Genomic DNA, 24,991 nt, shown 5'->3' with positions numbered 1-24,991 from the left:
CGGGACCCGGGAGAATGACGGGATGAGCGACGAGGCGATCAGGCAGGTGCTCGGCCTGCTGTACCAGGAGGACACGCTGCGGGTGCTGGCGGCGCTGGTGCTGGAGGGCGAGCCCGAGAGGGACTCCGGCCTGGAGCGGGAGGCGCTGAGACGCGCGCTGGACCGCCTGGAGCGCGGCGGGCTGGCCGTCCCGGACGAGGACGGCCGCTGGAAGGTGCGCCGGGAGCGGTTCCGCGAGCTGCTGCACGCCACGGCCAGGCCCGCGGCCCCGGTCTCCCAGCAGGAGAAGGTGCTGCAGTCCTTCCTCGTCGAGGGACGGCTGCGGGCGATCCCCAGCAAGCGCGACAAGCAGCTCGTCGTGCTCGACTACGTGGTCCAGGTCTTCGAGCCGGGGGTGCGCTACTCCGAGAAGGACGTCAACGTCGCGCTGCGCGCCTTCCACGACGACTACGCGGCGCTGCGCCGCTACCTGGTCGACGAGGGCATGCTCAGCCGGGAGAACAACGTCTACTGGCGCAGCGGCGGCTCCGTCGAGCCCTGACGGCCTCACCGCCCGCTGACGGCGCCCTTCGAGGCCCGTGCGGTGGAGGCTCAGCCGGGTCAGCGGACCTCCACCGGCCGTCACCGGTCCGCCGCGGGCTCCGTGGAGGCCCGCAGGCGGGCGGCCAGCGTCCTGATGTGCTCGACCAGCTCGGGCGGCTCCCGCACGGTGAAGTCCAGGCCGAGCAGGCCGATGCTGAGCGCCAGCCACTCCAGCGAGTCGTCGCCGGTGCGCAGCAGGCAGCTGTGCTCGTCCAGCTCCTCCAGCACCCAGCCGGGCCCCGAGAAGCGCTCGGCGACCACGGCCGACGGCGCGTGCACGACGACCACCGCCCGGTGACGGCTCAGGGGGGCCGTGATCGACTCCTCGACGTGGCCGGGGGGCGGCTCGCGCGGCGGGAAGCGCACACCCGTGCCCCGCGGGTCGGTCAGCCGGTCCACCCGGTAGGTCCGCCAGTCCTGCCTGCCGACGTCCCAGGCCACCAGGTACCAGCGCCGCCCGGTGGAGGCCAGCCGGTACGGTTCGGCGACGCGGTCGCTCCGGAGCCCGTCGCGGCGGCGGTAGCCGAAGCGGATCCGCTCGCGGTCCCTGCAGGTCTGGGCCAGCAGCGTCAGGGTGGCCGCCTCCACGGTGGGCGCGGCCCCGATCGGCGCCACGGGCTGCGTCTGCGACTGCAGGGTGTGCACGCGCAGGCGCAGCCGGGAGGGCAGGACCTGTTCCAGCTTGGCCAGGGCCCGGACCGAGGTCTCCTCGATCCCGGCCACCGTGCCGCTCGCCGCCGTGCGCAGGCCCACCGCGATGGCGACGGCCTCCTCGTCGTCGAGGAGCAGCGGCGGCATCGCGGCGCCCGCCTCCAGCCGGTACCCCCCGGCCGGTCCGGGGGTCGCGCTCACCGGATAGCCCAGCTCGCGCAGGCGGTCGACGTCACGCCTGAGCGTGCGCGCGCTGACCCCCAGCCGGCCGGCGAGCTCGGGCCCCGGCCACTCCCGGTGCGCCTGCAGCAGCGACAGCAGCTTCAGCACCCGTCCCGTGGTGTCGGCCATGTCCCCACGATGCCACCGATCGCGGCCGGGAACCGACCTCGATCGGCCCCGGCGCGACCGGACGGGACGGGAAGGGGCGGGGATCAGCCGTAGTACTTCTTCGCGCCGTCGTGCAGCGGCACCGGGTCGGCCTCGGGAGCGTTGTCGCGGGTGATGTCCTTGGCCGCCGGGTGCACCTTCTCCAGGTCGGCCTTGCGGTCGAAGATCAGTCTCGTCAGGCTCTCGGCCAGGGCGGGATCCATCGTCTCGTTCACCACGAGCAGGTTGGGCACCGAGATGGTGGGCACGTCGGCCGGGGTGCCGTAGACGTCCTTGGCGATCGTGCCCGCGGCGTACACCCGGCCGTGCTCGGCCTGCATGGCGGGCAGCACCGTGTCCAGCGGCACGAAGGCGACCTTCTCCTTCAGGGAGGTCAGCAGGTCGGTGATGCCCGGCGTCGGCAGGCCGCCCGACCAGACCAGCGCGTCGAGGTCGCCGTCCTTGAGGGCCTGCACGCTCTCGGGCAGGCCGAGCGACTGGCGGGTGACGTCCGCCTCCGGGTCGAGCCCGGCCGCCTTCAGCAGGCGCAGCGCGATCACCTCGGTCCCGGAGTTGGGCGAGCCGGTGGAGACGCGCTTGCCCTTGAGGTCGGCGATCGACCTCACGCCGGAGGCGGTGGTGGCGACCACCTGGGTGGAGTTGTCGTAGAGGCGGGCCAGGGCGCGGATCGGCTGGGGCGCGGTGAAGGCCCCCTTGCCCGCGACCGCGTCTGCGGCGGTGTCGGCCAGGGTGAAGGCGATGTCGGAGTCGCCCCTGACGACCCGCTGCACGTTCTCCACCGAGGCGCCGGTCGCCTCGGCGGTGGCCTGGTGACCGGGCAGGTGCTTGCCGATCTGGTCGGCCAGCCCGCCGCCGAGGACGTAGTAGACGCCGGTGGTGTTCCCGGTGGCGATCGACAGCCGCCTGCCCGCCGCGGTGGAGCCGTCGCCGCCCGGCGCGGCCCGCTCGGCCGACCGGTCGCCACCGCAGCCGACCAGGAATCCGCCGAGCATCAGCGCCCCCGCCGCCAGCACGGCGGCCACTCGTTTGACGGTCATCGCTTCGCCTCTCGTTGTCGCGTCACCAGATGGAGGAGAACGGCCAGGACCAGCAGCCCCGCCCCCGCCAGCACGGGCAGCGGCGACAGGAACAGCAGCAGCACCGCCGCCACCGCGCACAGCACCCGCTCGGCGGGCCCGGCCGGGCCGAGCAGCCGCCCACCGGTGGCCGCGGCCAGCGCGGCGACCGCCAGCGCCGAGACCGCGGTGGCCACGAGGACCTCGCCGAGCGTGCCCTGGGCCAGCAGGGCGGCCCCGCCCGGGGTCAGCACGAAGGCGAACGGGACCAGGAACGCCGGCAGCGTGTACTTCCAGGTGGCCGTCATGGTCCGGTAGGCGTCGCCCCCGGTGATGGCCGAGGCCGCGAAGGCCGACAGCGCCGTGGGCGGGCTGACCTCCGACAGCACGGCGTAGTAGAAGATGAACATGTACGCCTCGGCCTGGCTGACGCCCAGGTCCATCAGGGCTGGCCCGATGATGACGGCCGCGATGACGAACGACGCGGTCACCGGCACGGCCAGGCCGAGCACGAGCACCGCGACCGCGCACAGCAGCGCGGTGACCGCGAGGTTCCCGCCCGAGGCCCCGACGATCAGCGAGCTCGCCTTGAGGCCCAGCCCGGTGAGGGTGACGACGGCGACGATCAGACCGGCCGCCGCGCAGGTCACCGCGACCGGCAGCACCCCGGTCGTCCCGGCGGCCAGGGCCCGCGCCGCCCTGCGGGGGGTCAGGGCGTGCTCGCGGTCGAGGAAGGAGAGCGCGAAGGCCAGCAGGGTGGCGTACACCACGGCGCGGAAAGGCGACTGGCCCAGCGCCATCAGGACGACGATCACGAACAGCGAGCTGAAGTGGTAGCCGAACCGCCTCACCAGCGGCCACAGGCGCGGCGCGTCCACCTCGACCGCCCGCGTCCCGTACCGGCGGGCGTCGATCTCGATGGCCAGGAAGATCCCCAGGTAGTACAGGACCGTCGGGACGGTGGCGTACAGCAGCACGGTGAGGTAGCTCACCCGCATGTACTCGGCGATGATGAACGCCGCCGCGCCCAGCGTGGGGGGCGACAGGATGGCCCCGATGCCCGCGGCCGCGAGCACTCCCCCGCCCTGCTCGGGCGGGTAGCCCGCCCGGCGCAGGATCGGCCAGGCGACGCTGCCCACGCTCACCGTCGTCGCCACGCCCGAGCCGCTGACCGTGCCGAGCAGGAACCCGGCCAGGGTGACGGTACGGCCCGGCGCGGACCGCGAGCGGCGGAACGCGGCCATGGAGACGTCCACGAAGAACCGTCCCGCGCCGGAGTGGTCGAGCACCGCGCCGTAGACGGTGAACAGGATGATGTACGTGGCCGCCACGTCCAGCGGCACGCCGTACACGCCGTCGGTGCCCATCACGAACGAGACCAGGATCCGGTCGAGGTCGTAGCCGCGGTGCCCGACGACCCAGTCGAAGGGCAGGTAACCGCCGTAGTAGGCGTACCCGGCGAAGGCCACGCAGACCGCGGGCAGGATCCACCCGACGGCGCGCCGGCAGCCCTCCAGCACCAGCAGCACGATGACCGCCCCGGCCGTCACGTCGAGGGCGGTCGGCTCGAAGGCGCGCCGGATGAAGTCGTCGAAGACCACCAGCGGGTAGAGGCAGGCGGCCAGGGCCAGCGCGGCGAGCACCCAGTCGACGGCCCCCGGCCGGTCGGTGCCGCGCCGCCCCGGCTTGTAGCAGACGAAGGTGAGGGGCAGCACGACCGCGAGGAAGACCATCCGGTACGGCAGCACGGCCCCGGCGCGGAAGGCACGGTAGAGGACGTACAGCGACAGGCCGAGGGCCACCAGCGTGACGGCCTGCCCCACCCGGCCGGAAAGGCGCCGGGCGGGCCGTTCCGCGTCGAACTCCGCGATCAACTCGTCCGCTGAAGTGGTGCTCGTCAACCGCCGTCCCCACGTGTGAGCCGCGACCTCTGACCGCAGAGTACAGAGATCGTTGACGCCCGTCCGTCAGAGCGCGGTCACATTCCCGTCACACCTGCGGTGCGCGCCGCTCCGTACCGGCCGATCCGGCACGTCCTGACGGCACGGCCGGGACGACGGAACGGGACATCCGGGCGGCACGGCACGTCCGCAGGCGAGCGCGCGGTGGCCGGATCACGGCCGGGCGGGACGGCCGGGCCGGTCAGCCGCCCGAGGTGTCGTTCTCGGCGTCGGCGGAGGGGACCGCCATGTCGTAGGGGTCGTCGAGCCAGCCGGCCGGGAGCTGGACGCGGTCGCGCGGGTTGGTCTTGCCGCGCGGCAGGTCGGCGCCCTCGGGCCAGGGCTGGTCGGCCTCCAGCTCGGCCAGGCCCTCGCGCAGGCCGGCCAGGGTCTCGGAGGTGGCCAGCCGGCGCCGGAGGTCGGAGCCCACGGTGAAGCCCTTGAGGTACCAGCCGACGTGCTTGCGGAAGTCGGCCACGGCGTGCGGCTCGCTCTCGAAGCACTCGGCCAGCAGCGTGGCGTGCCGGTCCATGGTCGCGGCGACCTCGCCCAGCCGGGGGCGGCGGGTGCTCTCGACCCCCTCGCACATGGCGGCCAGGTCCGCGAACAGCCAGGGGCGGCCCAGGCAGCCCCGGCCCACCACGACGCCGTCGCAGCCGGTCTCGTCCATCATGCGGCGCGCGTCCGCGGCGCTCCAGATGTCGCCGTTGCCGAGCACCGGGATCTCCGTCACGCTCTCCTTCAGGCGCGCGATCGCCTCCCAGTCGGCCGTCCCGCCGTAGTGCTGGATCGCGGTCCTGCCGTGCAGCGCGATCGCCGAGACGCCCTCCTGCACCGCGATCCGCCCGGCGTCCAGGTAGGTCAGGTGGTCGTCGTCGATGCCCTTGCGCATCTTCACGGTCACCGGCAGCGTCCCGGCGTTGCGCACGGCCTCGCGCAGGATCGCCCGGAACAGGTTCCGCTTGTACGGCAGGGCGGAGCCGCCGCCCTTGCGGGTGACCTTGGGCACCGGGCAGCCGAAGTTGAGGTCGACGTGGTCGGCCAGGTCCTCCTCGGCGATCATGCGGACGGCCCTGCCCACGGTCACCGGGTCCACCCCGTAGAGCTGGAGGCTGCGGGGGCTCTCGTCCGGCTCGAACCTGATCATCTTGAAGGTCTTGGCGTTGCGTTCCACCAGCGCCCGCGTCGTGATCATCTCGCAGACGAAGAGCCCGCCGCCCTGCTCGCGGCAGAGCCCGCGGAACGCGGTGTTGGTGATCCCGGCCATGGGCGCGAGAACGACCGGCGGCCACACCTCCAGCGATCCCAGCTTCAAGGACTCCACCTGGCTTTTCTACCGCACCGCGACGAGCGGGACGAATCCCCGCTGGATATGGTGTCCCTGGCTCAGTCAGACGTGGCATGGGAGGCCCCGGATGCTCCTGCGACTGCGGATCGCGCTGCCCGACCAGCCGGGCTCCCTGGGGAAGGTCACCCGGGTCCTCGGCGTCGCGGGCGCGGACATCACCCAGGTGGTCGTCCTGGACCGCGGCGAGGGCCGGGCGCTGGACGACATCACCGTCTACTGGCCCGACTCCGCGCCCCGGCAGACCCTGATCGACGGGCTGGAGAGCGTGCCGGGGGTGACGATCGAGGGCGTGTGGGGCACCCGCGAGGCGCCGGGCACCTACCCCGAGCTGGAGATCCTCAAGTACATCACCACGGCGGGCGACCGGGCCCTGGCCACCCTGCTGGACTCCATGCCCGTGCTGTTCAGCGCCGACTGGGCCGCGGCCGGCACCGAGCGCATCCCCCGCGCGATCGTGCACTCCAGCTGGCGCGCTCCCGAGCAGGTGCCCTTCCCCGACGACACCCCGGCCCGCCCGACCGCCCTGACCCTCGACCCGGGGCTGCACGTGATCGCCGCCCCGCTGCCGCCGCTGGCGCTGACCCTCCTGCTGGCCCGCGCCGACGGCCCGGCCTTCCACCGCATGGAGGTGCACCGCCTCACCCGCATCCTGGAGATCTTCCTCACCCTGCCCGCGGTGGAGCGGGGCGTCGCCCGCCAGCTGCGCCGCCCGCCGGAGCCGGCCGAGTGAACCGGCCGGCCGCGCCGATCACGACGGTCGCGCCGACCGTGTCGGCCGGTCCGGACGCTCGGTCGGGCCGGTGGACGGCGTCGGCCGGTTGAACGGACGGTTACGCAACCGCCGGGAAAACCCGCTAGAGTTCTCTCGTCGCCACCGGGTACGAAACCCGGAGGAAAGCACGCGGAAGTGGCTCAGTGGTAGAGCATCACCTTGCCAAGGTGAGGGTCGCGGGTTCGAATCCCGTCTTCCGCTCGAAGGGTCCTAGGGCTCTCACTCCGGTGGAGTGGCCGAGAGGCGAGGCAACGGCCTGCAAAGCCGTCTACACGGGTTCAAATCCCGTCTCCACCTCTGGTCTTTCCCATGCGGACGATTAGCTCAGCGGGAGAGCGCTTCCCTGACACGGAAGAGGTCACAGGTTCAATCCCTGTATCGTCCACCACCACCCGTAGCACCTCGACGGCCGCCACGGCCCCATCCCAGGGCCTGGCGGCCTTCTCTTTCGCCTCCCGACAGCGCCGTCTCCCCTCCCGCTTCCCCGCCTCTCGCCGCCCCCGACCCCGTCCGGGATCGTGTCAGGACGTGCGTCGCCCGGCGGGCCGAGCCAAGGACGATCATGTCGTTCCACAGATCGAGAATCCTCCTCGTCCCTCTCGCGCTGACGCTGCTGTCCGCGTGTTCGGCCCTGCCCGGCCCCGTGTTCTCCAAGCTCACCGGAAAGCAGAGCTACCGGGTCTCGGGCGAGGCGATGGAGCCCACGCTGACGGCCGGCCAGATGGTCACCGGCACCAGGACCGACGGCACGTACACCCCGGTGGCCGGTGACGTCGTCGTCCTTCGCCTCCCGGAGTCGTGGGGGCTGGGGGGCGGGCACGTCATCAAACGGGTCATCGGTGTTCCCGGAAGCACCGTCGGCTGCTGCGACGCGGCGCACCGGATGATCGTCGACGGCAAGCCGCTGTTCGAGCCCTACGTGGCCGACGAGCGGGCCTCGAACCTGGAGTTCGGGCCGCTCACCGTGCCCGAGGGGCACGTCTGGGTCCAGGGCGACCACCGGGACATCTCCCTCGACTCGCGTAATCACCGCCTCAAGGCGGGCGGCGGCATGGTCCCCGCGACCGACGTCACCGCGGTCATCGACGTCAGAACCGCCGGGTAGCGCGGCCCCCGATCACCGGCGGCACCCGGCGGGGACGGGTGCCGCCCGTCCACCGGGGTCGCCGTTCCCGATCCGGCCCCGCGTGGTGGACGGTCCGGTGAAGGCGTCGGCGCACGCCGGACGATTCGGCCCGCGTGGCGTACGGCCCGTGCGCCGGTGAACGGCGTCGGCTGATCTAAGGTGGCTGTGCTCCGTCGTCCACCGGTGACGCGGAGCGACCTCCCCTCACGCCGTGAAAGCCGAGGCCGAGGAGAGAAGATTCATGTCTCGCGGACATGCCGTCACCACCGGATGCGCCCTGCTGGCCACCGCGCTGACGCTGGCCGCCGTTCCGGCCGGCGCCGATCCCCGCAGGAACGCGCGGACGGAGGCGGAAACCCCGGCACCCCCGGTGGCCGCGGCCTTCAGACCACCGCCGGGCATGGTGGAGGCCATCGTGCGCGACCTGGCCCTGTCCCCGGCGCAGGCCAGGACCCGCCTGCTCAACGAGGCGCGCCTGATGCCGATCGCGGCGCGGCTGAGCAGAAGCCTCGGTCCCCGCTTCGGCGGCGCCTGGCTCCGGCCGAAGACCGCGCACACGCTGATGGTCGCCACCACGTCGGCCTCCGACATCCCCCAGATCGTCGAGGCCGGCGCCCAGGCGGAGGTCGTCTCCACCTCGCTTGCCGAGCTCACGAGGATCAAGCAGAGGCTCGACGCCGCGCTGCCCCCGCACCCCTTCGTGTCGAGCGTGCGCTACATCGACATCAAGACCAACAAGGTGGTCGTCCTGACTCCCGAGCCCGGCCTGGCGCAGACCTTCATCGCGAAGGCCGACGTGGACCGCTCCTCGGTGGTCGTGCTGCCCTCCACCGAGGTCCCCCGGCCGCTGTACGACCTGGTGGGCGGCACCGCCTACTACACCGGCGTCACCAGCCGCTGCTCGATCGGCTTCTCCGTCCTCAGGGGAACCCGGGAGGGTTTCGTCAGTGCCGGTCACTGCGGCAGGAAGGGCAGCACCACGACCGGTTTCAACCGCGTCGAGCAGGGCGTCTTCGAGGGATCGGTCTTCCCCGGCAGTGACCACTCCTGGGTGGCGGTCAACGACAGGTGGAGGGCCACGCCGACGGTGAACAACGGCGAGGGAAGCACCATGGTCGTCACCGGCGCCATGGCCGCCGTCGAGGGCGCCTCGATCTGCCGGTCCGGCTCCACCACCGACTTCCACTGCGGCCTCATCCAGCAGCGCGACGCCAGCGTCACCTACCCCCAGGGCACCGTCTTCGGGCTGACCCGCACCACCGTCTGCGCCGAACCCGGCGACTCGGGAGGCTCCCTCGTCTCCCTCGACCAGGCCCAGGGCATCGCCTCCGGCGGTTCGGGAGACTGCGCCCTGGGCGGTGTCACCTACTTCCAGCCGATCGGCGAGATCCTCACCGCCTACGGTCTCGTCCTGAAGACCGGAGCGGGCGACGCGCCACGGGACGCGGGCATCTGCGCCGGTCATCCCGGCACCCCAGGGGCACGCCGGCCGCGGGACGGTCGGCCTACGAGCCGAGGAACGTCTACTACCGCACCACCGCCACGGGGGTCCACTCCGGTTGCCTGAACGGCCCCGACGGCAGTGACTTCGACCTGTACCTGGAGAAACAGAACGGCACCGTCTGGTCGGCCGTCGCCGCCTCCGAGGGCGCGAGCCCGGACGCGCGGCTCACCTACACCGGCACGGCCGGCCACTACCGCTACCGGGTGACCGCCACGGCCGGCTCCGGCACCTACACCCTGGGATTCCGGGCGCCATGACCTCTCCCGTCCCCGCCTCCGATCCGCGGGAGGCACACCGTCTCACGGAACACGTCATGAGCACCCTCGGGAGGCCCTCCATGTCCCACCGGCACGTCATCGTCACGGGATGTCTCCTGGCGGCCACCGTGCTCGCCCCCGCGGCCGTCCCGGTCGCGGCCCGCCCTCCGGCGGCACAGGCCGCTGCGGCGCAGGCCGTGACGGCACGGATCCCGGCCGGCCCGGCCGGCCCGGCCGGCCCTCCGGTCACCGGGGCACCGTCGGAGGGCATGCTGCGGGCGCTCCAGCGCGACCTCGGTCTCACCCGGGAACAGGTCCAGGCCCGGCTGCTCAACGAGACCCGGCTGGCACCGGTCGAGGTGAAACTGCGCAGAAGGCTGGGTGCCCGCTTCGGCGGCTCCTGGTTCACCGGGAAGACGGCCGGCGCCCTGGTCGTCGCCACCACCAGCGCCGCCGACATCCCGGCCGTCGTCGCCGCGGGCGCCCGGGCCGAGGTCGTCGGCGCGTCGCTGTACGAGCTCACGATGCTGAAGAGGAGGCTCGACGCGGCCATGGCGTCCCACGGGCACGGGGGCAGCGTGCGCTACGTCGACGTGAGGGGCAACAGGATCGTCGTCCTGTCCGCGACGCCCACCGCGACCGTGAACCTCGCCAAGGCCGCGGGCATGGACACGGAGAAGGTGGTGGTGGTCGCCTCCTCGGAACGCCCCCGTCCCCTGTACGACCTCAAGGGAGGGGATCCCTACTACATCGGCGTCACGAGCCGCTGCTCCGTGGGCTTCGCCGCGATCGACGCCACCGACCCGGCCGAGCGCGGTTTCGTCAGCGCCGGTCACTGCGGCGAGCAGGGCAGTCTCACCAACGGCTTCAACCGGGCACCCCAGGGCGTGTTCCAGGGGTCGAGTTTCCCGATCGACGACTACGCCTGGATCACCGTGAACGAGAACTGGACGCCCACCCCGGCGGTGGACGACGGCGGCGGCGGCGTCGTGCCCGTCGCCGGCGCGCGGGTCGCCATCGAGGGTGCCTCGGTCTGCCGGTCGGTTTCCACCAGCGACTTCCACTGCGGTGTCGTCCGGCAGCGCGACGCCAGCGTCACCTACCCCCAGGGCGCCGTCTTCGGCCTGACCCGTACCGACGCCTGCGCCGAACCGGGCGACTCGGGCGGTGCGTTCATCGCCGTCGACCAGGCCCAGGGCGTCACCTCCGGAGGCTCCGGCGGCTGCGGCGTCGGCGGCGGCGTCACCTACTTCCAGCCGGTCGGCGAGATCCTGACGACCTACGGCCTGGCGCTGGTGACCACCGCCCCCGTTCCGCCGCTTGCCCCGGACACCTGCGCCGGTTTCCCGAACACCTCCACCGGCACCCTGGCGACCGGCCGGTCGGCATACCTGCCGAGGGGGCCCCGCTACCGGCGCAGCGTCGCGGGGACCCGCTCCGCCTGCCTGAAAGGCCCGGAGGGCGGCGACTTCGACCTGTACCTGCAGAAGTGGAACGGCGCCTCCTGGTCGACCGTCGCCACCGCCGACGGCCCGGCCCCCGACGAGAGGATCACCCACACCGGCACGGCCGGGTACTACCGCTACCGGGTGACCGCCACGGCCGGCTCCGGCGCCTACACCCTGGGATTCCGGGCTCCGTGACCTTCGCGCGGCCGGGACGTCCCTCGCGGTGGCCGTGCGGGACGGCGTCCGGCCGTCGGCGCCCTCCGGGAGGGCGCCGGCGGCCTTTCCGTCCCGCTGTTCCCGGGACGTACGGAGATCGATTACGATGCCCAGGTCGTCGGAGTTCCGAGAACGGCCGCGTCATCGGCTTCAGCGCCGCGGAAGCGGCCGGGGAGAGGCCGGTGCACCATGGACATCACCGAGTACGCCGACACCGTGTGGCGGGGCGAGGTCCCCGACAGCATCGTGCAGGCCGGTCCGGCCGGGCAGGGCTTCGCGGAGGTCGCCGACGGCGTCGGATTCCGCAACGGCTTCGGCAACACGATCGCGCTGCGCCAGGACGGGGAGGTGACCCTGTTCGACACCGGCAGCCCCTTCGGCAAGGAGGGGCTCCACGCCGACCTGCGGGCCTGGACCGCCGAGCCGGTGACCGCCGCGATCTACTCCCACGGGCACATCGACCACGTCTCGGGCGTCGGCCCGTTCGACGCGGAGGCCGACGAGCAGGGGTGGCCCAGGCCCGCGGTGATCGGGCACGAGGCGATCGCCGCCCGGTTCGAGCGGTACGCGCTGACCGGCGGCTACAACGCCGTGATCAACCGGCGCCAGTTCCAGCTGCCCGACCTGACCTGGCCCACCGAGTTCCGCCACCCCGACGTCACCTACCGCGAGGAGATGTCCCTCGACCACATCGAGCTCTTCCACGCCAAGGGCGAGACCGACGACGCGAGCGTCGGCTGGATCCCCTCCCGGCGCATCCTGCTCCCGGGCGACCTGTTCATCTGGGTCACCCCCAACTGCGGGAACCCGCAGAAGGCGCAGCGCTACCCGCGCGAGTGGGCGGTCGCCCTGCGCAGGATGGTCACGCTGCGGCCGGAGATCATGCTGCCCAGCCACGGTGCCCCGATCTTCGGTGCCGACCGGGTCGAGCAGGCGCTGACCGAGACGGCCGAGTGGCTGGAGTTCATGGTCGAGCGCACCCTGGGCATGCTCAACGAGGGCGCCCGGCTCGACGACATCGTGCGTGCCGTACGGCCGCCCGCGCACCTGGCCGGGCGGCCCTACCTGCGCCCGCACTACGACGAGCCGGAGTTCGTGGTGCGCAACATCTGGCGGCTGTACGGCGGCTGGTACGACGGCAACCCCGCCCGCCTGAAGCCCGCGCCCGACGCCGAGCTGGCCGCGGCCGTGGCGGAGCTGTCGGGGGGCGCCGGGCGGCTGGGCGACGCGGCGCTGCGGGCGCTGGCCTCGGGGCGGGAGCGGCTGGCGGGGCACCTGGCGGAGATGGCCGTACAGGCCGCGCCGGACGACACGGCGCTGCACGGGATCCGGGCCGAGGTGTTCGCCGCCAGGGCGAGGTCCGAGGCGTCGCTGATGGCCAGGGGGGTGTTCACCTCGGCGGCCGAGGAGTCCAGGAGGATCACCGAAGGCGGCCGGGCCGGGGGCGACGCCCCGGGCGCGGGAGGCGCCGCGTTTCCCGGAGAGGCCCCCGGTGCGGAAGAAACGACGAGCCCGGGACAGGCCCCGGCCGGGGGTGACGCTCCGGATCGGCCCGGTCCCGCGCTTTCTTCCTGAAAATGCCGGAAAAGGCGGCGCTGCCCCCTCTACTCCGACCAGGGGAGACAATGAGTGGAAAGGAGCCGTTCACTCTTTGTACACCGATGCGTCGGCGATGCCGTCCTCCCGGACACGTAGGCTGTTCCGGGCCCATCGGGGGCCGTAGCCACCTGGGGGAAGACCGTGGGTTCGTCACCGGCCGACATCGCCGCGCCACCGCGAGCGCTCTTCCGGGGGGCGGACGCGCCACGGGCCAGGACGTTGCTGGACGTCCTCGACGAGACGACCCGGCGTCACCCCCACGCGACCGCCCTCGACGACGGGCGGACCCGCCTGGACTACACCGGCCTGCGGGCCGAGGCCGGACGGATGGCCCAGCGGCTGCGGGACGCCGGGATCGGGCGCGGCGACCGGGTCGGGGTGCGGATCCCCTCGGGCACCGTCGGCCTGTACGTCGCCATCGTCGCGGTGCTCACCGCGGGAGCGGCCTACGTGCCGGTCGACGCCGACGACCCCGACGAGCGGGCCGAACTGGTCTTCGGCGAGGCGCGGGTCCGCGCGGTCATCGGCGAGGGCGGCAGGATCCTGCCCCACCCCGCACCGGCCCCCTCCCCCTCCGGGACGGACGCCCCCGGCGAGCGGCCCACCCCCGCGGACGCCCCTGTCCCGTCCCCGGCGTACCCCGCCCCCGAGGACCACCGCGACGAGCGCCCCACCCCCGAGGACGACGCGTGGATCATCTTCACCTCCGGGTCCACCGGCCGGCCCAAGGGCGTGGCGGTGACCCACCGCAACGCGGCGGCGTTCGTGGACGCCGAGGCGGAGCTGTTCCTCCTCCCGGAGCCCATCGGCCCCGGTGACCGGGTGCTGGCCGGGCTCTCGGTGGCGTTCGACGCCTCCTGCGAGGAGATGTGGCTGGCCTGGCGGCACGGCGGCTGCCTGGTGGCGGCCCCCCGGGCGCTGGTGCGCACCGGCATGGACCTGGGGCCGTGGCTGATGGAGATGGGCATCACGGTCGTGTCGACGGTGCCGACCCTGGCGGCGCTCTGGCCGGTCGAGACGCTCGACGACGTACGACTGCTGATCTTCGGCGGTGAGGCGTGCCCGCCGGAGCTGGCCGAGCGGCTGGCCGTGCCCGGACGCGAGGTGTGGAACACCTACGGCCCGACCGAGGCCACGGTGGTGGCCTGCGCGGCCCCCCTGACCGGGGAGGGCCCGGTGCGGATCGGGCTGCCGCTCGCGGGCTGGGACCTGGCCGTGGTCGGCGGGGACGGCGAGCCGGTGGCCATGGGCGGGACCGGTGAGCTGGTCATCGGCGGGGTCGGGCTCGCCAGGTACCTCGACCCGGTCAAGGACGCCGAGAAGTACGCCCCGCTGGACGCGCTCGGCTGGGAGCGCGCCTACCGCAGCGGAGATCTCGTACGGGCCGAGCCGGAAGGGCTGGTCTTCGTCGGGCGGGCGGACGAGCAGATCAAGCTCGGCGGGCGCAGGATCGAGCTGGGCGAGGTCGACGCGGCCCTGCGGGCGCTGCCCGGGGCCGCGGGGGCCGCGGCGGCGGTCAAGACCACCGCCGGTGGGCACCAGGTGCTCGTCGGCTACGTCGTCCCCGCCGAGGGACCCGGCCTGGCGTCCGACCGGGCGTCCGACCGTGCCTCCGGCCGGGCCTTCGACCGGACGGAGGCCGCGGAACACCTCCGGCGGACCCTGCCCGCCGCGCTGGTCCCCAGGATCGTCGTCGTGGACGACCTGCCGACCCGTACCTCCGGGAAGATCGACAGGGACGCCCTGCCCTGGCCGCCGCCCGGGGATCTCGGCGGGGCCGACGGCTCCGGGGGCTCCGTGGCCGCCGCGCTGCCGGGCGTCGACGCGTGGGTGGCCGGCCGCTGGACGGACGTCCTCGGCGGCGCCGAGGGCGACTTCTTCGCCGAGGGCGGCACCAGCCTGGCCGCGGCCCGGCTGGTCGCGGCGCTGCGGGAGCGCTACCCCGCGGTCACCGTCGGCGACGTCTACGACAACCCGACGCTCCCGTCGCTGGACGCCCACCTGTCGGCGCTGGACGCGCCGGAGATCGTGACCACCGGCCGGACGGTCGCACCGGTGCCGCGCCGCGCCGCGGTCCTGCAGGCGGTGCTCACCGTGCCGCTGCTGACGGTGGGCGCGCTGCGCTGGGTGGTGGCGCTGGCCGCGCTGAACAACGTGGTGGGCCTTCCGTGGGCGCCCGCCGTCTCCTGGTGGTGGGTGCTCGCGGGCGCGCTGCTGTTCGTCAGCCCGGCCGGGCGGATCGCGCTGGCCGCGGGCGGTGCCCGGCTGCTGCTGCGCGGCCTGGAGCCGGGCACCCATCCCCGGGGCGGCGGCGTGCACCTGCGGCTCTGGTTCGCCGAGCGGTTCTCCGAGCGGCTGGGCGTGGGCGAGGTGGCCTGCGCCCCCTGGCTCACCCACTACGCGCGGGCGCTCGGTGCCCAGATCGGCGAGGACGCGGACCTGCACACGATGCCCCCGGTCACCGGCATGCTCAAGCTGGGCAGGGGCGCGGCGGTGGAACCCGAGGCCGACCTGAGCGGTTACTGGATCGACGGCGACCGGGTGCACATCGGCGAGATCAAGATCGGCGCCTCGGCCACGGTCGGCGCCCGCGCCACCCTGTTCCCCGGCGCGAAGGTCGGCAAGAACGCGCAGGTCGCGCCGGGTTCGGCGGTCGCGCGATCGGTACCGGCCGGGGAGCGCTGGGCGGGCGTGCCCGCCGGACGGGTCGGCAAGGCCCGCCCGCCGGCGGCCGGGCGGCCGCCGCGCTCGCGGCTCTGGGCGGCCGTCTACGGGCTGTCCGCGGCGGTGCTCTCCCTGTTCCCGGTGATCGCCGCGGTGCCGGGCCTGGCCGTGCTGCTGCGCGACGGCGCCCCCTCGCTCGCCTCCGTCCTGTACGCGGTGCCGGTGGCCACGGTGGTCTCGATGGCCACCCTGGCCCTGCTGATCGTGGTCTCGGTACGGCTGCTCTCGATCGGGCTGCACGCCGGGCAGCATCCGGTGCACAGCCGCCCGGCCTGGCAGGCGTGGGCGACCGGCCTGCTGATGTCGATGGCGCGGGTCTGGCTGTTCCCGCTGTACGCCAGCACGGTCACCCCCGCCTGGCTGCGCGCCCTGGGCATGAAGGTCGGCCGGGACGTGGAGCTGTCGACGGTGCTGGCGCTGCCGTCGATGACCTCCGTCGGCGACGGCGCCTTCCTCGCCGACGACACCATGGTGGCCCCGTACGAGCTGGAGGGCGGCAGGCTCCGCGTCGACCACGTGCGGATCGGCAAGCGCGCCTTCCTCGGCAACTCGGGGATGACCGCCCCCGGGCGCAAGGTGCCCAAGGACGGGCTGGTCGCGGTGCTGTCCGCGGCGCCCAAGAAGGCCAGGGCGGGCTCGTCGTACCTGGGCATGCCGCCGGTGGAGCTGCGCCGGGCGGCCGAGGGGGGCGACCGGAGCCGTACCTACGAGCCCCCGGTGCGCCTGCGGGTCGCCCGCGCCTCGGTCGAGGTGTGCCGTGTCGTGCCGGTGATGTGCGCGGTGGCCCTGACGGTGCTCGTCGCCGCGTGGCTGGAGTGGCTGGCCGGGACGTACGGCTTCGCGGTGGCGGCGGTCCTGTCCGGGGCCGGGGTGCTGGGCGGCGGGGTGGTCGCCGCCGCGCTCGCCAGCGCGGTCAAGTGGGCGCTGCTGGGGCGGATCTCGGTGGGCGACCGGCCGCTGTGGAGCTCGTTCGTGTGGCGCAACGAGCTGGCCGACACGTTCGTGGAGGTGCTGGCCGCTCCCTGGTTCGCCCGGTACTGGCTGGGGACGGCCCCGCTGAACCTGTGGCTGCGCTCGCTGGGGGCCCGGGTGGGCCGGGGCGTGTGGTGCGAGACCTACTGGCTGCCCGAGGCGGACCTGGTCGACCTGGGGGACGGGGTGTCGGTGAACCGGGGATGCGTGCTGCAGACCCACCTGTTCCACGACCGTGTGATGAGCATCGATAGTGTCGTCATGCGAGCCGGATCGACCCTCGGACCTCACGGGGTGATCCTGCCCGCGGCGACGATCGGGGAGAACACCACGGTCGGGCCCGCCTCGCTGGTGATGCGCGGCGAGTCCGTGCCCGCCGGAACCCGCTGGTTCGGCAACCCGATCGCGGCCTGGACCCGGCGGAGATAGCGCAACAGGACAGTGGAACGAAGGTAGCCGGCGTGGTTCTGAGCACGATCCCCCCGTTGTACTTCCCCATGCACGGTGACGACGGCTACCGGGTGGAGCACTACGACCTGACCCTGGACTACCGGGTGGGCCCGAACCGTCTGGGCGGCGTGGCCGTGATCTCGGCGGTGGCCCTGCGCCCGCTCACCCGGCTCACCCTGGACCTGGGCGCCTTCCGGGTGGGCGCGGTGCTCGTCGACGGCGCGCCGGTGCGGTTCACCCACCGCGGGGGCAAACTCCACCTGTCACCGGCCTCGCTGCGGGCCGGTCTGTTCACCATGGAGGTGCGCTACTCCGGTGCCCCGCGGCCGGTGAACAGCCACTGGGGCGGGCTCGGCTGGGAGCAGCTGACCGACGGCGTCATCGTGGCCAGCCAGCCCATCGGGGCGCCGTCGTGGTTCCCGTGCAACGACCGGCCCGACGACAAGGCCTCCTACCGGATCTCGGTCACCACCGCCTCGGCGTACCAGGTGATCGCCAACGGGGAGCTGGTCTCCCGGCGGCAGGCCGCCTCGACGACCACGTGGGTGTACGAGCAGGCCGAGCCGATGGCCTCCTACCTGGCGAGCGTGCAGATCGGCCGCTACCGGCAGGCCGAGCTCGGGCCGGGGATGCGGCTGGTCTTCCCGGCCGGGCAGGCCACGCGGGTGCTCCACGACTTCGCCCGGCAGCAGCTGATGATGGAGCTCTTCACCGAGCGGTTCGGCCCGTACCCGTTCGGCTCCTACACCGTGGTGGTGACCGGCGACGAGCTGGAGATCCCGGTCGAGGCGCAGGGCATGTCGATCTTCGGGATCAACCACGTGGACGGCAGGCGCGGCGAGGAGCGGCTGGTCGCGCACGAGCTGGCCCACCAGTGGTTCGGCAACAGCCTGACCGTGTCCGACTGGCGCTGCATCTGGCTGCACGAGGGGTTCGCCTCCTACGCGGAGTGGATCTGGTCGGAGAACTCCGGCGGGATGTCGTCCGACGACCACGCGCTCCGCTGGCACCGCAGGCTCTCGGCCCTGCCCCAGGACTTCGTGCTGGCCGATCCCGGCCCGCGGCGGCTGTTCGACGACCGCGTCTACCGGCGCGGCGCGCTCACCCTGCACGCCCTGCGCCGGACCGTCGGCGACGACTCCTTCTTCGCACTGCTCAGGGAGTGGACGGCCGGGCACAGGCACGGGAACGTCACCACCGAGGCGTTCACCGCGCTGGCCGCGCGCCGCACGTCGCTGCCGCTGGACGAGCTGTTCACCGGGTGGCTGCGCGAGCCGCGCCTGCCCGCCCTGCCATGAGCGCCCGGCGCACCCGCCTGGCCGCCGCGCTCGCCGCGGGCCTGACCGTGGCCGCCGGGCTGACCGTCCGCGCGGTCGCCGGCGGCCCGTTCGGCGAGCACGCGGGCGACGCCCTCTACACCGTGCTCGTGCACGCGCTGATCGTGCTCGTACGGCCCAGGATCACCCCGGTGCGGGCCGCGCTCGGCGCGCTGGCGTTCAGCTGGGCGGTCGAGCTGGCCCAGCTCACGCCCGTCCCGGCCGCGCTGTCGCGGACGAGCGCCGTGGCCGCGCTGGTGCTGGGCAGCACCTTCGTCGCGGCCGACCTGGTGGCCTACGCGGCCGGAGCCGCCCTGGCCGCGGCGGTCCACACCCTGGCGGCGCGGGGACGGCGGGACCGGGCGGAGCGGGAGGGCGTCCCGTCCTGAGCACGGCCGGGCGCGTCATATCCTGGCCGGACCATGCCTGAAGGACACGTCATCCATCGCCTGGCCCGGGAGCACCGGCGGGCCTTCGGCGGCCACCGGGTCCGCGCGCGGAGCCCCCAGGGGCGCTTCGCCGACGGGGCCCTGCTGATCGACGGACGGGTGCTCACCGAGGCCGACGCCCACGGCAAGCACCTGCTGCTGGGGTTCGACGACGAGCGCTGGCTCCACGTCCATCTGGGGATCTACGGCAGGTACACCTTCGGCCCATCGCCCGCTCCCGCGCCGACCGGGATGGTGCGGCTGCGCCTGAGCGGCGACGACGAGTACGCCGACCTGCGCGGCCCCAACACCTGCGAGCTGCTCGACCCGGCCGGGAAGAAGGAGCTGCACGCCAGGCTGGGGCCCGACCCGCTGCGCGCGGACGCCGACCCCGAGCTCGCCTGGCGGCGGATCGGCCGGAGCCGCACCTCCATCGGGATCCTGCTGATGGACCAGTCGGTCGTGGCGGGCGTGGGGAACATCTACCGGGCCGAGGCGCTGTTCCGGCAGGGGATCGCCCCGTCCCGGCCGGGCCGCGACCTGTCCCGGGCCCGGTGGGAGGCCGTCTGGGAGGACCTGGTCGCGCTCATGGCCGACGGCGTCCGGGTGGGTCACATCGACACCGTCAGGCCCGAGCACACGCCCGAGGCGATGGGGCGCCCGCCCCGGGTCGACGGCCACGGCGGCGAGGTCTACGTCTACCGGCGCTCGGGCATGCCGTGCCACCTGTGCGGCACCGAGATCCGCACCGAGGTGCTCACCGGGCGCAACCTCTTCTGGTGCCCGGCCTGCCAGACCGGCTGACCGCCTCCGTCCGGGGCCCGCACACACGTCCGAGCGGCCGGGACCGCGATCACGGACGGCGCGGACGTGGACGGCCGGGCGCGGTCTCACATCAGGGTGCGGGCCGTCCAGAGCTCGGGGAAGATCTCCCGCCGCATGCTCCGCTCCAGCCAGCTCAGGCCGCTGGACCCGCCGGAACCCGGCTTGGCGCCCATCGAGCGCCGTACCGCCATCAGGTGCCGGTAGCGCCAGTCGGAGAACTGCTCGGCCAGGTCGGTCAGGGCCTCGGCCAGCGGTGCGAGCGGCCCGGCGTAGACCTCGACCCAGGCCGCCTCGACCTCGGCGCTGGGCTCGTACTCCGCGCTCAGGTCGCGCTCCAGCACGGACGCGGGGATCGCGTACCCCTGGCGGGCGAGCAGGGCCAGCACCGAGTCGTACAGGCTCGGCCGGTGCAGCGCCTCGGTGAGCTCCCGGTACGCCTCGGGGTTGCGCCGGTGCGGCCGGGTGAGCACCTCGGACTTGTTGCCGAGCAGGAACTCCACGTGGCGGTAGAGGGCCGACTGGAAGCCCGACCCCTCGCCCAGGGCGTCGCGGAAGGAGTTGAACTGCGCCGGGGTCATCCAGCTCAGCGAGGCCCAGGCGGCGTTGAGCGCCTCGAAGTGCCGGACCGTCCGCTTGATCGTCAGGGTCGCGGCGGCGACGTCGTCGTCGTCGAGCTGCCGCTGCGCCAGGAGCCACTCCGAGCGGAGCAGCCCGAAGTACAGCTCCATCACCTGGGTGGTCACCAGGAACGCCAGTTCCTCGGGGACGTCGGTGACGGTGCGCTGAAGGCGGTGCAGCGCGGCGGTTCCCACGTAGTCGTCGTAGGGGGTCCCGGACTCGAAGCCGAGCGTCGGCAGCCCCGCGTTCTCCTCGGCCCGTGCCCTTCTGTCCTCTTCGGTGAGCTGCTTGATCCCGGTCATCGCTCCTCCTTCGTCTGTACACCTCCATGGTGCGCTGTATCGGTCACTACGGAAATAATGGAAGAAAGGTGATTATCAACCGGGGCCTTCGGAACGGAAGGCATCGGGCGGATCGAGTTACGACGTGACGGAGCGTGATCGTGGACGCGATGGACTGGGCCCTGCTGGCCGAGCTGCAGGACGACGCGCGGCTGTCGTACAGCGAGCTCTCCCGGCGGGTGCACCTGTCGGCTCCGGCGGTGGCCGAGCGGGTGCGGCGGCTGGAGGAGACCGGGGTGATCACCGGCTACCACGCCCGGGTGGACGCGGCCCTGGCCGGGCGCGCGGTGGCCGCCCTGATCAGGATGTCCTGCTACGGCCCCCGCTGCGTGCTCCGCGACGAGCAGGCGCTGGCCTGGCCGGAGATCCTGGAGGTGCACCGGGTGACCGGTGACACCTGCTGCCTGCTCCGGGTGGCCGCCACCTCGATGTCGGCCTTCGAGGAGATGATCGACCGGCTCGCCCCGTACGGGCACCCGTCGAGCATGATGGTGCTCTCCAGCCCGGTGCCCTGGCGGCCGCTCTCCGCGGGGTGACCGGCCGGCGCCCGCCGTGACGGGGCGCCGGGGAGACCCCGGGGCAGACCCCACGGTGGGGCCGGGCGCGGCGGGTCAGGTACCGGGAAGACCTCGTGGCAGACCTCGTGGCGGGACCGGGCGCGGCGGGTCAGGCCGGGCGGGCCGCCACGACGTCGGCGACGGCCCCGGCGGTCGCCCGCCAGATCGGCGAGGCCGGGTCGATGACGTCGAAGTGGTCGCCGGACATCTCCAGGTAGGTCACCTCGTCCCCGGCCTCCCGCGCGGCCCGGGCGTAGCGGCGGCCGAAGTCGACCAGGTCCAGGTCGTCCCCGCCGCCCTGCACGATCAGCTGGGGCACTCCCAGCGGCAGGCGCTCCAGCGGCCCGGAGCGCGCGTAGACCTCGGGGATCTCGGTGACGGACCCGCCCAGGGCGGCGGCCACCGCGCCGGAGCTCAGGTGCCTGCGGTCGCCCTCGGCCAGGTCCAGCACCCCCGCCAGCGAGACGGCCAGGGTGATCCGGTGGTCGTCGGCGGCGGCGCGCAGCGCGAGCTGCCCGCCCGCCGAGTGGCCGATCACCACCAGGGGCCCGGTGGCCTCCCGCGCCGCCGCGGCGACGGCCCGCGCCACGTCCCGGGTGGTGGCCGCCCAGCCGTGCGGCTCGGGGCGGCGGTACTCGACGTTCCAGGTGGCGAACCCCCGGCCGGCGAGGTCCACGGCGAGCGCGTCCATCAGGTCCGCGCCCCAGACCGGGCGCCAGAAACCACCGTGCAGCAGCACCGCCACGGGCACCGGCCCGGCACCGCCGGACGGCCCCGTCCCCGACGGGGGCGCCTCCCCGGCCGCCGTCCCTGCGGACGCCGTTCCCGCGGGAGGCGTCCCGGGAACCGTTTCCGTCGCGGACGGCTCCTGCGCGGCGCGCGGCGGGCGTACGTCGGCCCACTGGTCGGGGTGGTCGCCGTAGGCGACCCGGTGCGCGGGGTGGCGCGACCGGTGCACGGCGTGCCTGATCGCCCAGGTCAGCCCCCAGACACCGCGGCCGTGCAGGTACGCGCCGGTCGCGCCGACGGTGCCGACGGGGCCGTCGGCACCGGTGGGGCCGGGAGGGGGCGCGGGGAGCGGGGTCCGCGGCCGCGTCACGTCGAGCCAGACCGCCTCGGGACGCTCGGCGCGCAGCCCGCGGGCCCGCGGGTCCGGGCCCGGCAGGACGACCAGGACGCCGGGTGACTCCAGGGCCGCACGGAAGGCCGGCAGGTCGGGGGCGGAGGACAGTTCCCCGGTGACGCCCAGGGCCGCGAACTCCCGGTCGGCCACCTCGGTGAGGAGGCGGAGATCGGCGACCAGACCGGGGCCGGTGACCACCAGGACGTGCGGATCCGGAGGAATCATCCGCTCATTGTGCCCCATCACACGATGATTACGGCTCAGGGATATATGCCCGTACGAGCAGTTCCTCGGCGTGGTTCAGGTAGCTCTCCAGGGCCCGTTCGGCCTCGGCGATGCGCCCGCTCTCCATGAGCTCGACCAGCTCCAGGTTGCGGGCCACGAAGGGCTCGTGGAAGGAGCGCGGGTTCTTCATGACGTGGAAGACCAGGCGCAGCTCGGCCAGCAGCTGGCGCATCGTCTCGTTCAGCCGCGGGCTGCCGTTCAGCGCGGCGAGGTTCTGGTGGAAGCGGATGTTGGCCGTCCCGACGTCCTGCCAGCGCTCCTGTTCGGCGGCGCGGGTCCCCTCCGCGACGGCCTCCTTGATCATGGCCAGGGCGGCGGGCGTGACGTTCGCGCTGTGGCGGACCGCGGCGCCCTCGATGACCCTGCGCACCCGGTAGATGTCGGCCACGTCCTCGGCGGAGAGCACCCGGACGAACACCCCCCGGTTGAGCCGGTGCTCCAGCAGCCGTTCGTGCCCCAGCAGCCGGAACGCCTCGCGAAGGGTGTTGCGCGAGACCTCCAGCACCGCGCCGATGCTCTCCTCCGACAGCCGCTCGCCCGGGACGAAGGAGCCGTCGGCGATCCGGTCCCGCAGGATGTCGGCGACCTTCTCGGCGGTGCTGCTGCGCCCGAGGCGCCCCCGGTCGTGCCGCAGGGCGGCGGCCACGTCTTCCACGGTCTCAAGAAATCATGAAACAAAAGTCTTGTCGAATTGTTCAACGATTCTTATGTTGAATGCATCCGGCAGCAGCATCCCGGAGCGACCTCTCCCCCGCGTACCAAGGAGTACACGCGATGGCACAATCCCAGACACGGCGGGTCATCGTGGCCGGCCTGATCGGCACCTCCCTGGAGTGGTACGACTTCTTCCTCTACGGCTCGGCCGCCGCGCTGGTCTTCAACAAGCTCTTCTTCCCCACCTTCGAACCGCTGACCGGGACGCTGCTGGCGTTCCTCACCTACGCCACCGGCTTCATCGCGCGGCCGCTCGGCGGCATCGTGTTCGGCCACTTCGGCGACCGGATCGGCCGCAAGAACGTGCTGGTGGCGACGTTGCTGCTGATGGGCGCGGCGACCTTCCTGATCGGCCTGCTGCCCGGCTACGCCACCATCGGGGTGGCCGCCCCGCTGCTGCTGGCCACCCTGCGCTTCGTGCAGGGACTCGGCCTGGGCGGCGAGTGGGGCGGGGCCGTGCTGATGTCCATCGAGCACGGCGACCCGCGGCGGAGCGGGTTCAACGCGAGCTGGCCCCAGGTCGGGGTGCCCGCGGGGAACCTGCTGGCCGCGGGCGTGCTCGGCATCATGTCCGCGACCCTGCCGGAGGAGGCGTTCCTGTCGTGGGGATGGCGGGTGCCGTTCCTGCTCTCGGGGGCGCTGGTGGTCGTCGGGCTCTGGATCCGCCTGCGGATCGTGGAGTCCCCGCTCTTCGCCCAGGTGGAGCAGGCGGGTGCGAAGGCCCGGATGCCGCTGGTGGAGGTGCTCCGCACCCACCCGCGCGCGCTGATCTCCGCGGGCTTCGCCAGGATCGGGGTGGACGTCGCCTTCTACACCTTCGTGACGTACATCCTCGCCTACGTGACCGGTCCCCTCGGGCTGGAGCGCGGGGTCGCGCTGAACGCGGTGCTGATCGGCTCGGCCTTCCAGCTCTTCCTGATCCCGCTGTTCGGCGGGCTGTCGGACCGGGTCGGCCGCAGGCCGGTCTACCTGGCGGGCGTGCTCGGGGCCGCGGTCTGGGTGTTCGCCTTCTTCCCGCTGCTGGACACGCGCTCCTTCCCGCTGATCACGCTGGCCTCGGTCGTGGCGCTGGCCTGCCACGCCGCGATGTACGGCCCGCAGGCCGCCTTCATCGCCGAGCTGTTCAGCACCCGGCTGCGCTACAGCGGCGCCTCCATGGGCTACCAGGTCGCCGGGATCTTCGGGGGCGCGCTCGCCCCGATCATCGCGATCTCGCTGTTCGACCGGTTCGGCAACACCCTCGCCATCTCGCTCTACGTGGTCACCGCCCTCGCCGTCACCGCGGTGGGCCTGGCCATGGCCCCCGGGACGCGGAACGACGACGACCTCCCCGCCCCGGCGGGCGACCCGGGCGGCGACCCGGGAAAGCACGCGGGAACCGCTCCCCGGGAGGCCTGACCCCGCTTCCGGACACCTCGGGCCCCGCACCCCGGGACGGTTCCCGGCAGCGATCGGCACCCCCTCGAACCCGCCACGAAGGGGGATCCGGCGGGCGGTGGCGCAGGACGGCCATCCATGCCACCGCCCCCGGCCCTCCGCCCGGCCCTTCGCCCGGCCCGCCCTCGACCCGGCCCGCTCGGAGCCGCGGGCCGCACAGGACCGGGCCGCTCGGAGCCGGGGCCCGAGCGGCCCGGGGGGGGGGGGGGGGGGGGGGGGGGCGAGCGAAGGGGCGTGGTTGGAGAGACAACCCCCCCCCCCAGGGTGAGAACACAAAGAAAGAAAGAAAGAAGGGCGGGAAACAGAAAAGAAA

Annotated in this window: 19 protein-coding genes and 3 tRNA genes; 15 read left to right on the top strand and 7 right to left on the bottom strand. The window is 73.6% G+C overall.

The window, feature by feature from the left end; all coding sequences use genetic code 11:
* Nucleotides 1-22: 22 nt before the first annotated feature.
* Entirely contained in the window at nucleotides 23-541 is a 519-nt protein-coding gene (locus tag ACZ6RT_RS06115; RefSeq protein WP_470152415.1) for a DUF2087 domain-containing protein, read from the top strand.
* Nucleotides 542-621: 80 nt separating this feature from the next.
* On the opposite strand, the gene ACZ6RT_RS06110 is transcribed toward ACZ6RT_RS06115, so the two are convergent.
* The 4 genes from ACZ6RT_RS06110 to dusB form a co-directional block, all read right to left on the bottom strand.
* Nucleotides 622-1,584, bottom strand: coding sequence for a helix-turn-helix transcriptional regulator (locus ACZ6RT_RS06110; RefSeq protein ID WP_399194166.1), 963 nt, complete (start codon nucleotides 1,582-1,584; stop codon nucleotides 622-624).
* An 83-nt stretch (nucleotides 1,585-1,667) separates the two neighbouring features.
* Complete coding sequence (locus tag ACZ6RT_RS06105) at nucleotides 1,668-2,660, bottom strand: TAXI family TRAP transporter solute-binding subunit (RefSeq protein ID WP_470152414.1); 993 nt, start codon at nucleotides 2,658-2,660, stop codon at nucleotides 1,668-1,670.
* Nucleotides 2,657-4,579: a TRAP transporter permease gene (locus tag ACZ6RT_RS06100; RefSeq protein WP_399194170.1), complete on the bottom strand. Its 1,923-nt coding sequence runs from the start codon at nucleotides 4,577-4,579 to the stop codon at nucleotides 2,657-2,659. Before ACZ6RT_RS06100 ends, ACZ6RT_RS06105 begins: the two co-directional genes overlap by 4 nt.
* A gap of 241 nt (nucleotides 4,580-4,820) precedes the next feature.
* Nucleotides 4,821-5,942 carry a tRNA dihydrouridine synthase DusB gene (dusB, locus tag ACZ6RT_RS06095; RefSeq protein WP_470152413.1) on the bottom strand — a complete coding sequence of 374 codons (1,122 nt, stop codon included), beginning with the start codon at nucleotides 5,940-5,942 and terminating at the stop codon, nucleotides 4,821-4,823.
* Nucleotides 5,943-6,033: 91 nt separating this feature from the next.
* Here dusB and ACZ6RT_RS06090 point away from each other — a divergent pair, with 91 nt between their 5' ends.
* The 12 genes from ACZ6RT_RS06090 to ACZ6RT_RS06035 all read left to right on the top strand — a co-directional run bounded on the left by ACZ6RT_RS06090 (nucleotide 6,034) and on the right by ACZ6RT_RS06035 (nucleotide 19,582).
* Entirely contained in the window at nucleotides 6,034-6,696 is a 663-nt protein-coding gene (locus ACZ6RT_RS06090; RefSeq protein WP_399194174.1) for an amino acid-binding protein, read from the top strand.
* Nucleotides 6,697-6,867: 171 nt separating this feature from the next.
* A tRNA-Gly gene (locus ACZ6RT_RS06085) sits at nucleotides 6,868-6,939 on the top strand.
* Between the two features lie 25 nt (nucleotides 6,940-6,964).
* A tRNA-Cys gene (locus ACZ6RT_RS06080) sits at nucleotides 6,965-7,035 on the top strand.
* Nucleotides 7,036-7,051: 16 nt separating this feature from the next.
* A tRNA-Val gene (locus tag ACZ6RT_RS06075) sits at nucleotides 7,052-7,126 on the top strand.
* Between the two features lie 174 nt (nucleotides 7,127-7,300).
* Nucleotides 7,301-7,843 carry a signal peptidase I gene (lepB, locus tag ACZ6RT_RS06070; RefSeq protein ID WP_470152412.1) on the top strand — a complete coding sequence of 181 codons (543 nt, stop codon included), beginning with the start codon at nucleotides 7,301-7,303 and terminating at the stop codon, nucleotides 7,841-7,843.
* A 262-nt stretch (nucleotides 7,844-8,105) separates the two neighbouring features.
* Nucleotides 8,106-9,431: a S1 family peptidase gene (locus ACZ6RT_RS06065; RefSeq protein ID WP_470152411.1), complete on the top strand. Its 1,326-nt coding sequence runs from the start codon at nucleotides 8,106-8,108 to the stop codon at nucleotides 9,429-9,431.
* 250 nt (nucleotides 9,432-9,681) lie between these two features.
* A complete protein-coding gene (locus ACZ6RT_RS06060; RefSeq protein ID WP_470152410.1) occupies nucleotides 9,682-11,268 on the top strand; it encodes a S1 family peptidase in 1,587 nt (528 codons plus the stop codon).
* A gap of 210 nt (nucleotides 11,269-11,478) precedes the next feature.
* Nucleotides 11,479-12,864, top strand: coding sequence for an alkyl sulfatase dimerization domain-containing protein (locus ACZ6RT_RS06055; protein ID WP_470152409.1), 1,386 nt, complete (start codon nucleotides 11,479-11,481; stop codon nucleotides 12,862-12,864).
* A gap of 165 nt (nucleotides 12,865-13,029) precedes the next feature.
* The gene (locus ACZ6RT_RS06050; RefSeq protein ID WP_470152408.1) at nucleotides 13,030-17,013 is read left to right on the top strand and encodes a Pls/PosA family non-ribosomal peptide synthetase; all 3,984 of its coding nucleotides are present in this window, start codon (nucleotides 13,030-13,032) and stop codon (nucleotides 17,011-17,013) included.
* A gap of 32 nt (nucleotides 17,014-17,045) precedes the next feature.
* Nucleotides 17,046-18,332 (top strand): M1 family metallopeptidase, encoded by a 1,287-nt coding sequence (locus ACZ6RT_RS06045; RefSeq protein ID WP_470152407.1) that lies wholly within the window; start codon nucleotides 17,046-17,048, stop codon nucleotides 18,330-18,332.
* Nucleotides 18,329-18,739, top strand: a complete 411-nt coding sequence (locus tag ACZ6RT_RS06040; protein ID WP_399194186.1) for a DUF2809 domain-containing protein — start codon at nucleotides 18,329-18,331, stop codon at nucleotides 18,737-18,739. The genes ACZ6RT_RS06045 and ACZ6RT_RS06040 overlap by 4 nt, the downstream gene beginning before the upstream one ends.
* Nucleotides 18,740-18,772: 33 nt before the next feature.
* Nucleotides 18,773-19,582 (top strand): Fpg/Nei family DNA glycosylase, encoded by an 810-nt coding sequence (locus tag ACZ6RT_RS06035; RefSeq protein ID WP_470152406.1) that lies wholly within the window; start codon nucleotides 18,773-18,775, stop codon nucleotides 19,580-19,582.
* Between the two features lie 86 nt (nucleotides 19,583-19,668).
* Here ACZ6RT_RS06035 and ACZ6RT_RS06030 read toward each other — a convergent pair whose 3' ends face one another.
* The gene (locus tag ACZ6RT_RS06030) at nucleotides 19,669-20,523 is read right to left on the bottom strand and encodes a tryptophan 2,3-dioxygenase (RefSeq protein WP_399194190.1); all 855 of its coding nucleotides are present in this window, start codon (nucleotides 20,521-20,523) and stop codon (nucleotides 19,669-19,671) included.
* Nucleotides 20,524-20,672: 149 nt separating this feature from the next.
* Between ACZ6RT_RS06030 and ACZ6RT_RS06025 the strand changes: the two genes are divergently transcribed.
* The gene (locus ACZ6RT_RS06025) at nucleotides 20,673-21,098 is read left to right on the top strand and encodes an Lrp/AsnC family transcriptional regulator (RefSeq protein ID WP_399194335.1); all 426 of its coding nucleotides are present in this window, start codon (nucleotides 20,673-20,675) and stop codon (nucleotides 21,096-21,098) included.
* A 130-nt stretch (nucleotides 21,099-21,228) separates the two neighbouring features.
* Here the strand turns inward: ACZ6RT_RS06025 and ACZ6RT_RS06020 are convergent, their stop codons facing one another.
* Complete coding sequence (locus ACZ6RT_RS06020) at nucleotides 21,229-22,467, bottom strand: alpha/beta hydrolase family protein (RefSeq protein ID WP_470152405.1); 1,239 nt, start codon at nucleotides 22,465-22,467, stop codon at nucleotides 21,229-21,231.
* Between the two features lie 28 nt (nucleotides 22,468-22,495).
* Nucleotides 22,496-23,182, bottom strand: coding sequence for a GntR family transcriptional regulator (locus tag ACZ6RT_RS06015; protein ID WP_399194194.1), 687 nt, complete (start codon nucleotides 23,180-23,182; stop codon nucleotides 22,496-22,498).
* A 119-nt stretch (nucleotides 23,183-23,301) separates the two neighbouring features.
* On the opposite strand from ACZ6RT_RS06015, the gene ACZ6RT_RS06010 reads away from it, so the two are divergent.
* Nucleotides 23,302-24,639, top strand: a complete 1,338-nt coding sequence (locus ACZ6RT_RS06010) for an MFS transporter (RefSeq protein ID WP_470152404.1) — start codon at nucleotides 23,302-23,304, stop codon at nucleotides 24,637-24,639.
* Nucleotides 24,640-24,991: the final 352 nt, after the last annotated feature.

The sequence above is a fragment of the Streptosporangium sp. NPDC050148 genome, from assembly GCF_055586505.1.
The sequence above is the reverse complement of the archived record's forward strand: the minus strand, read 5'-3'. Positions and strand labels throughout refer to the sequence as shown.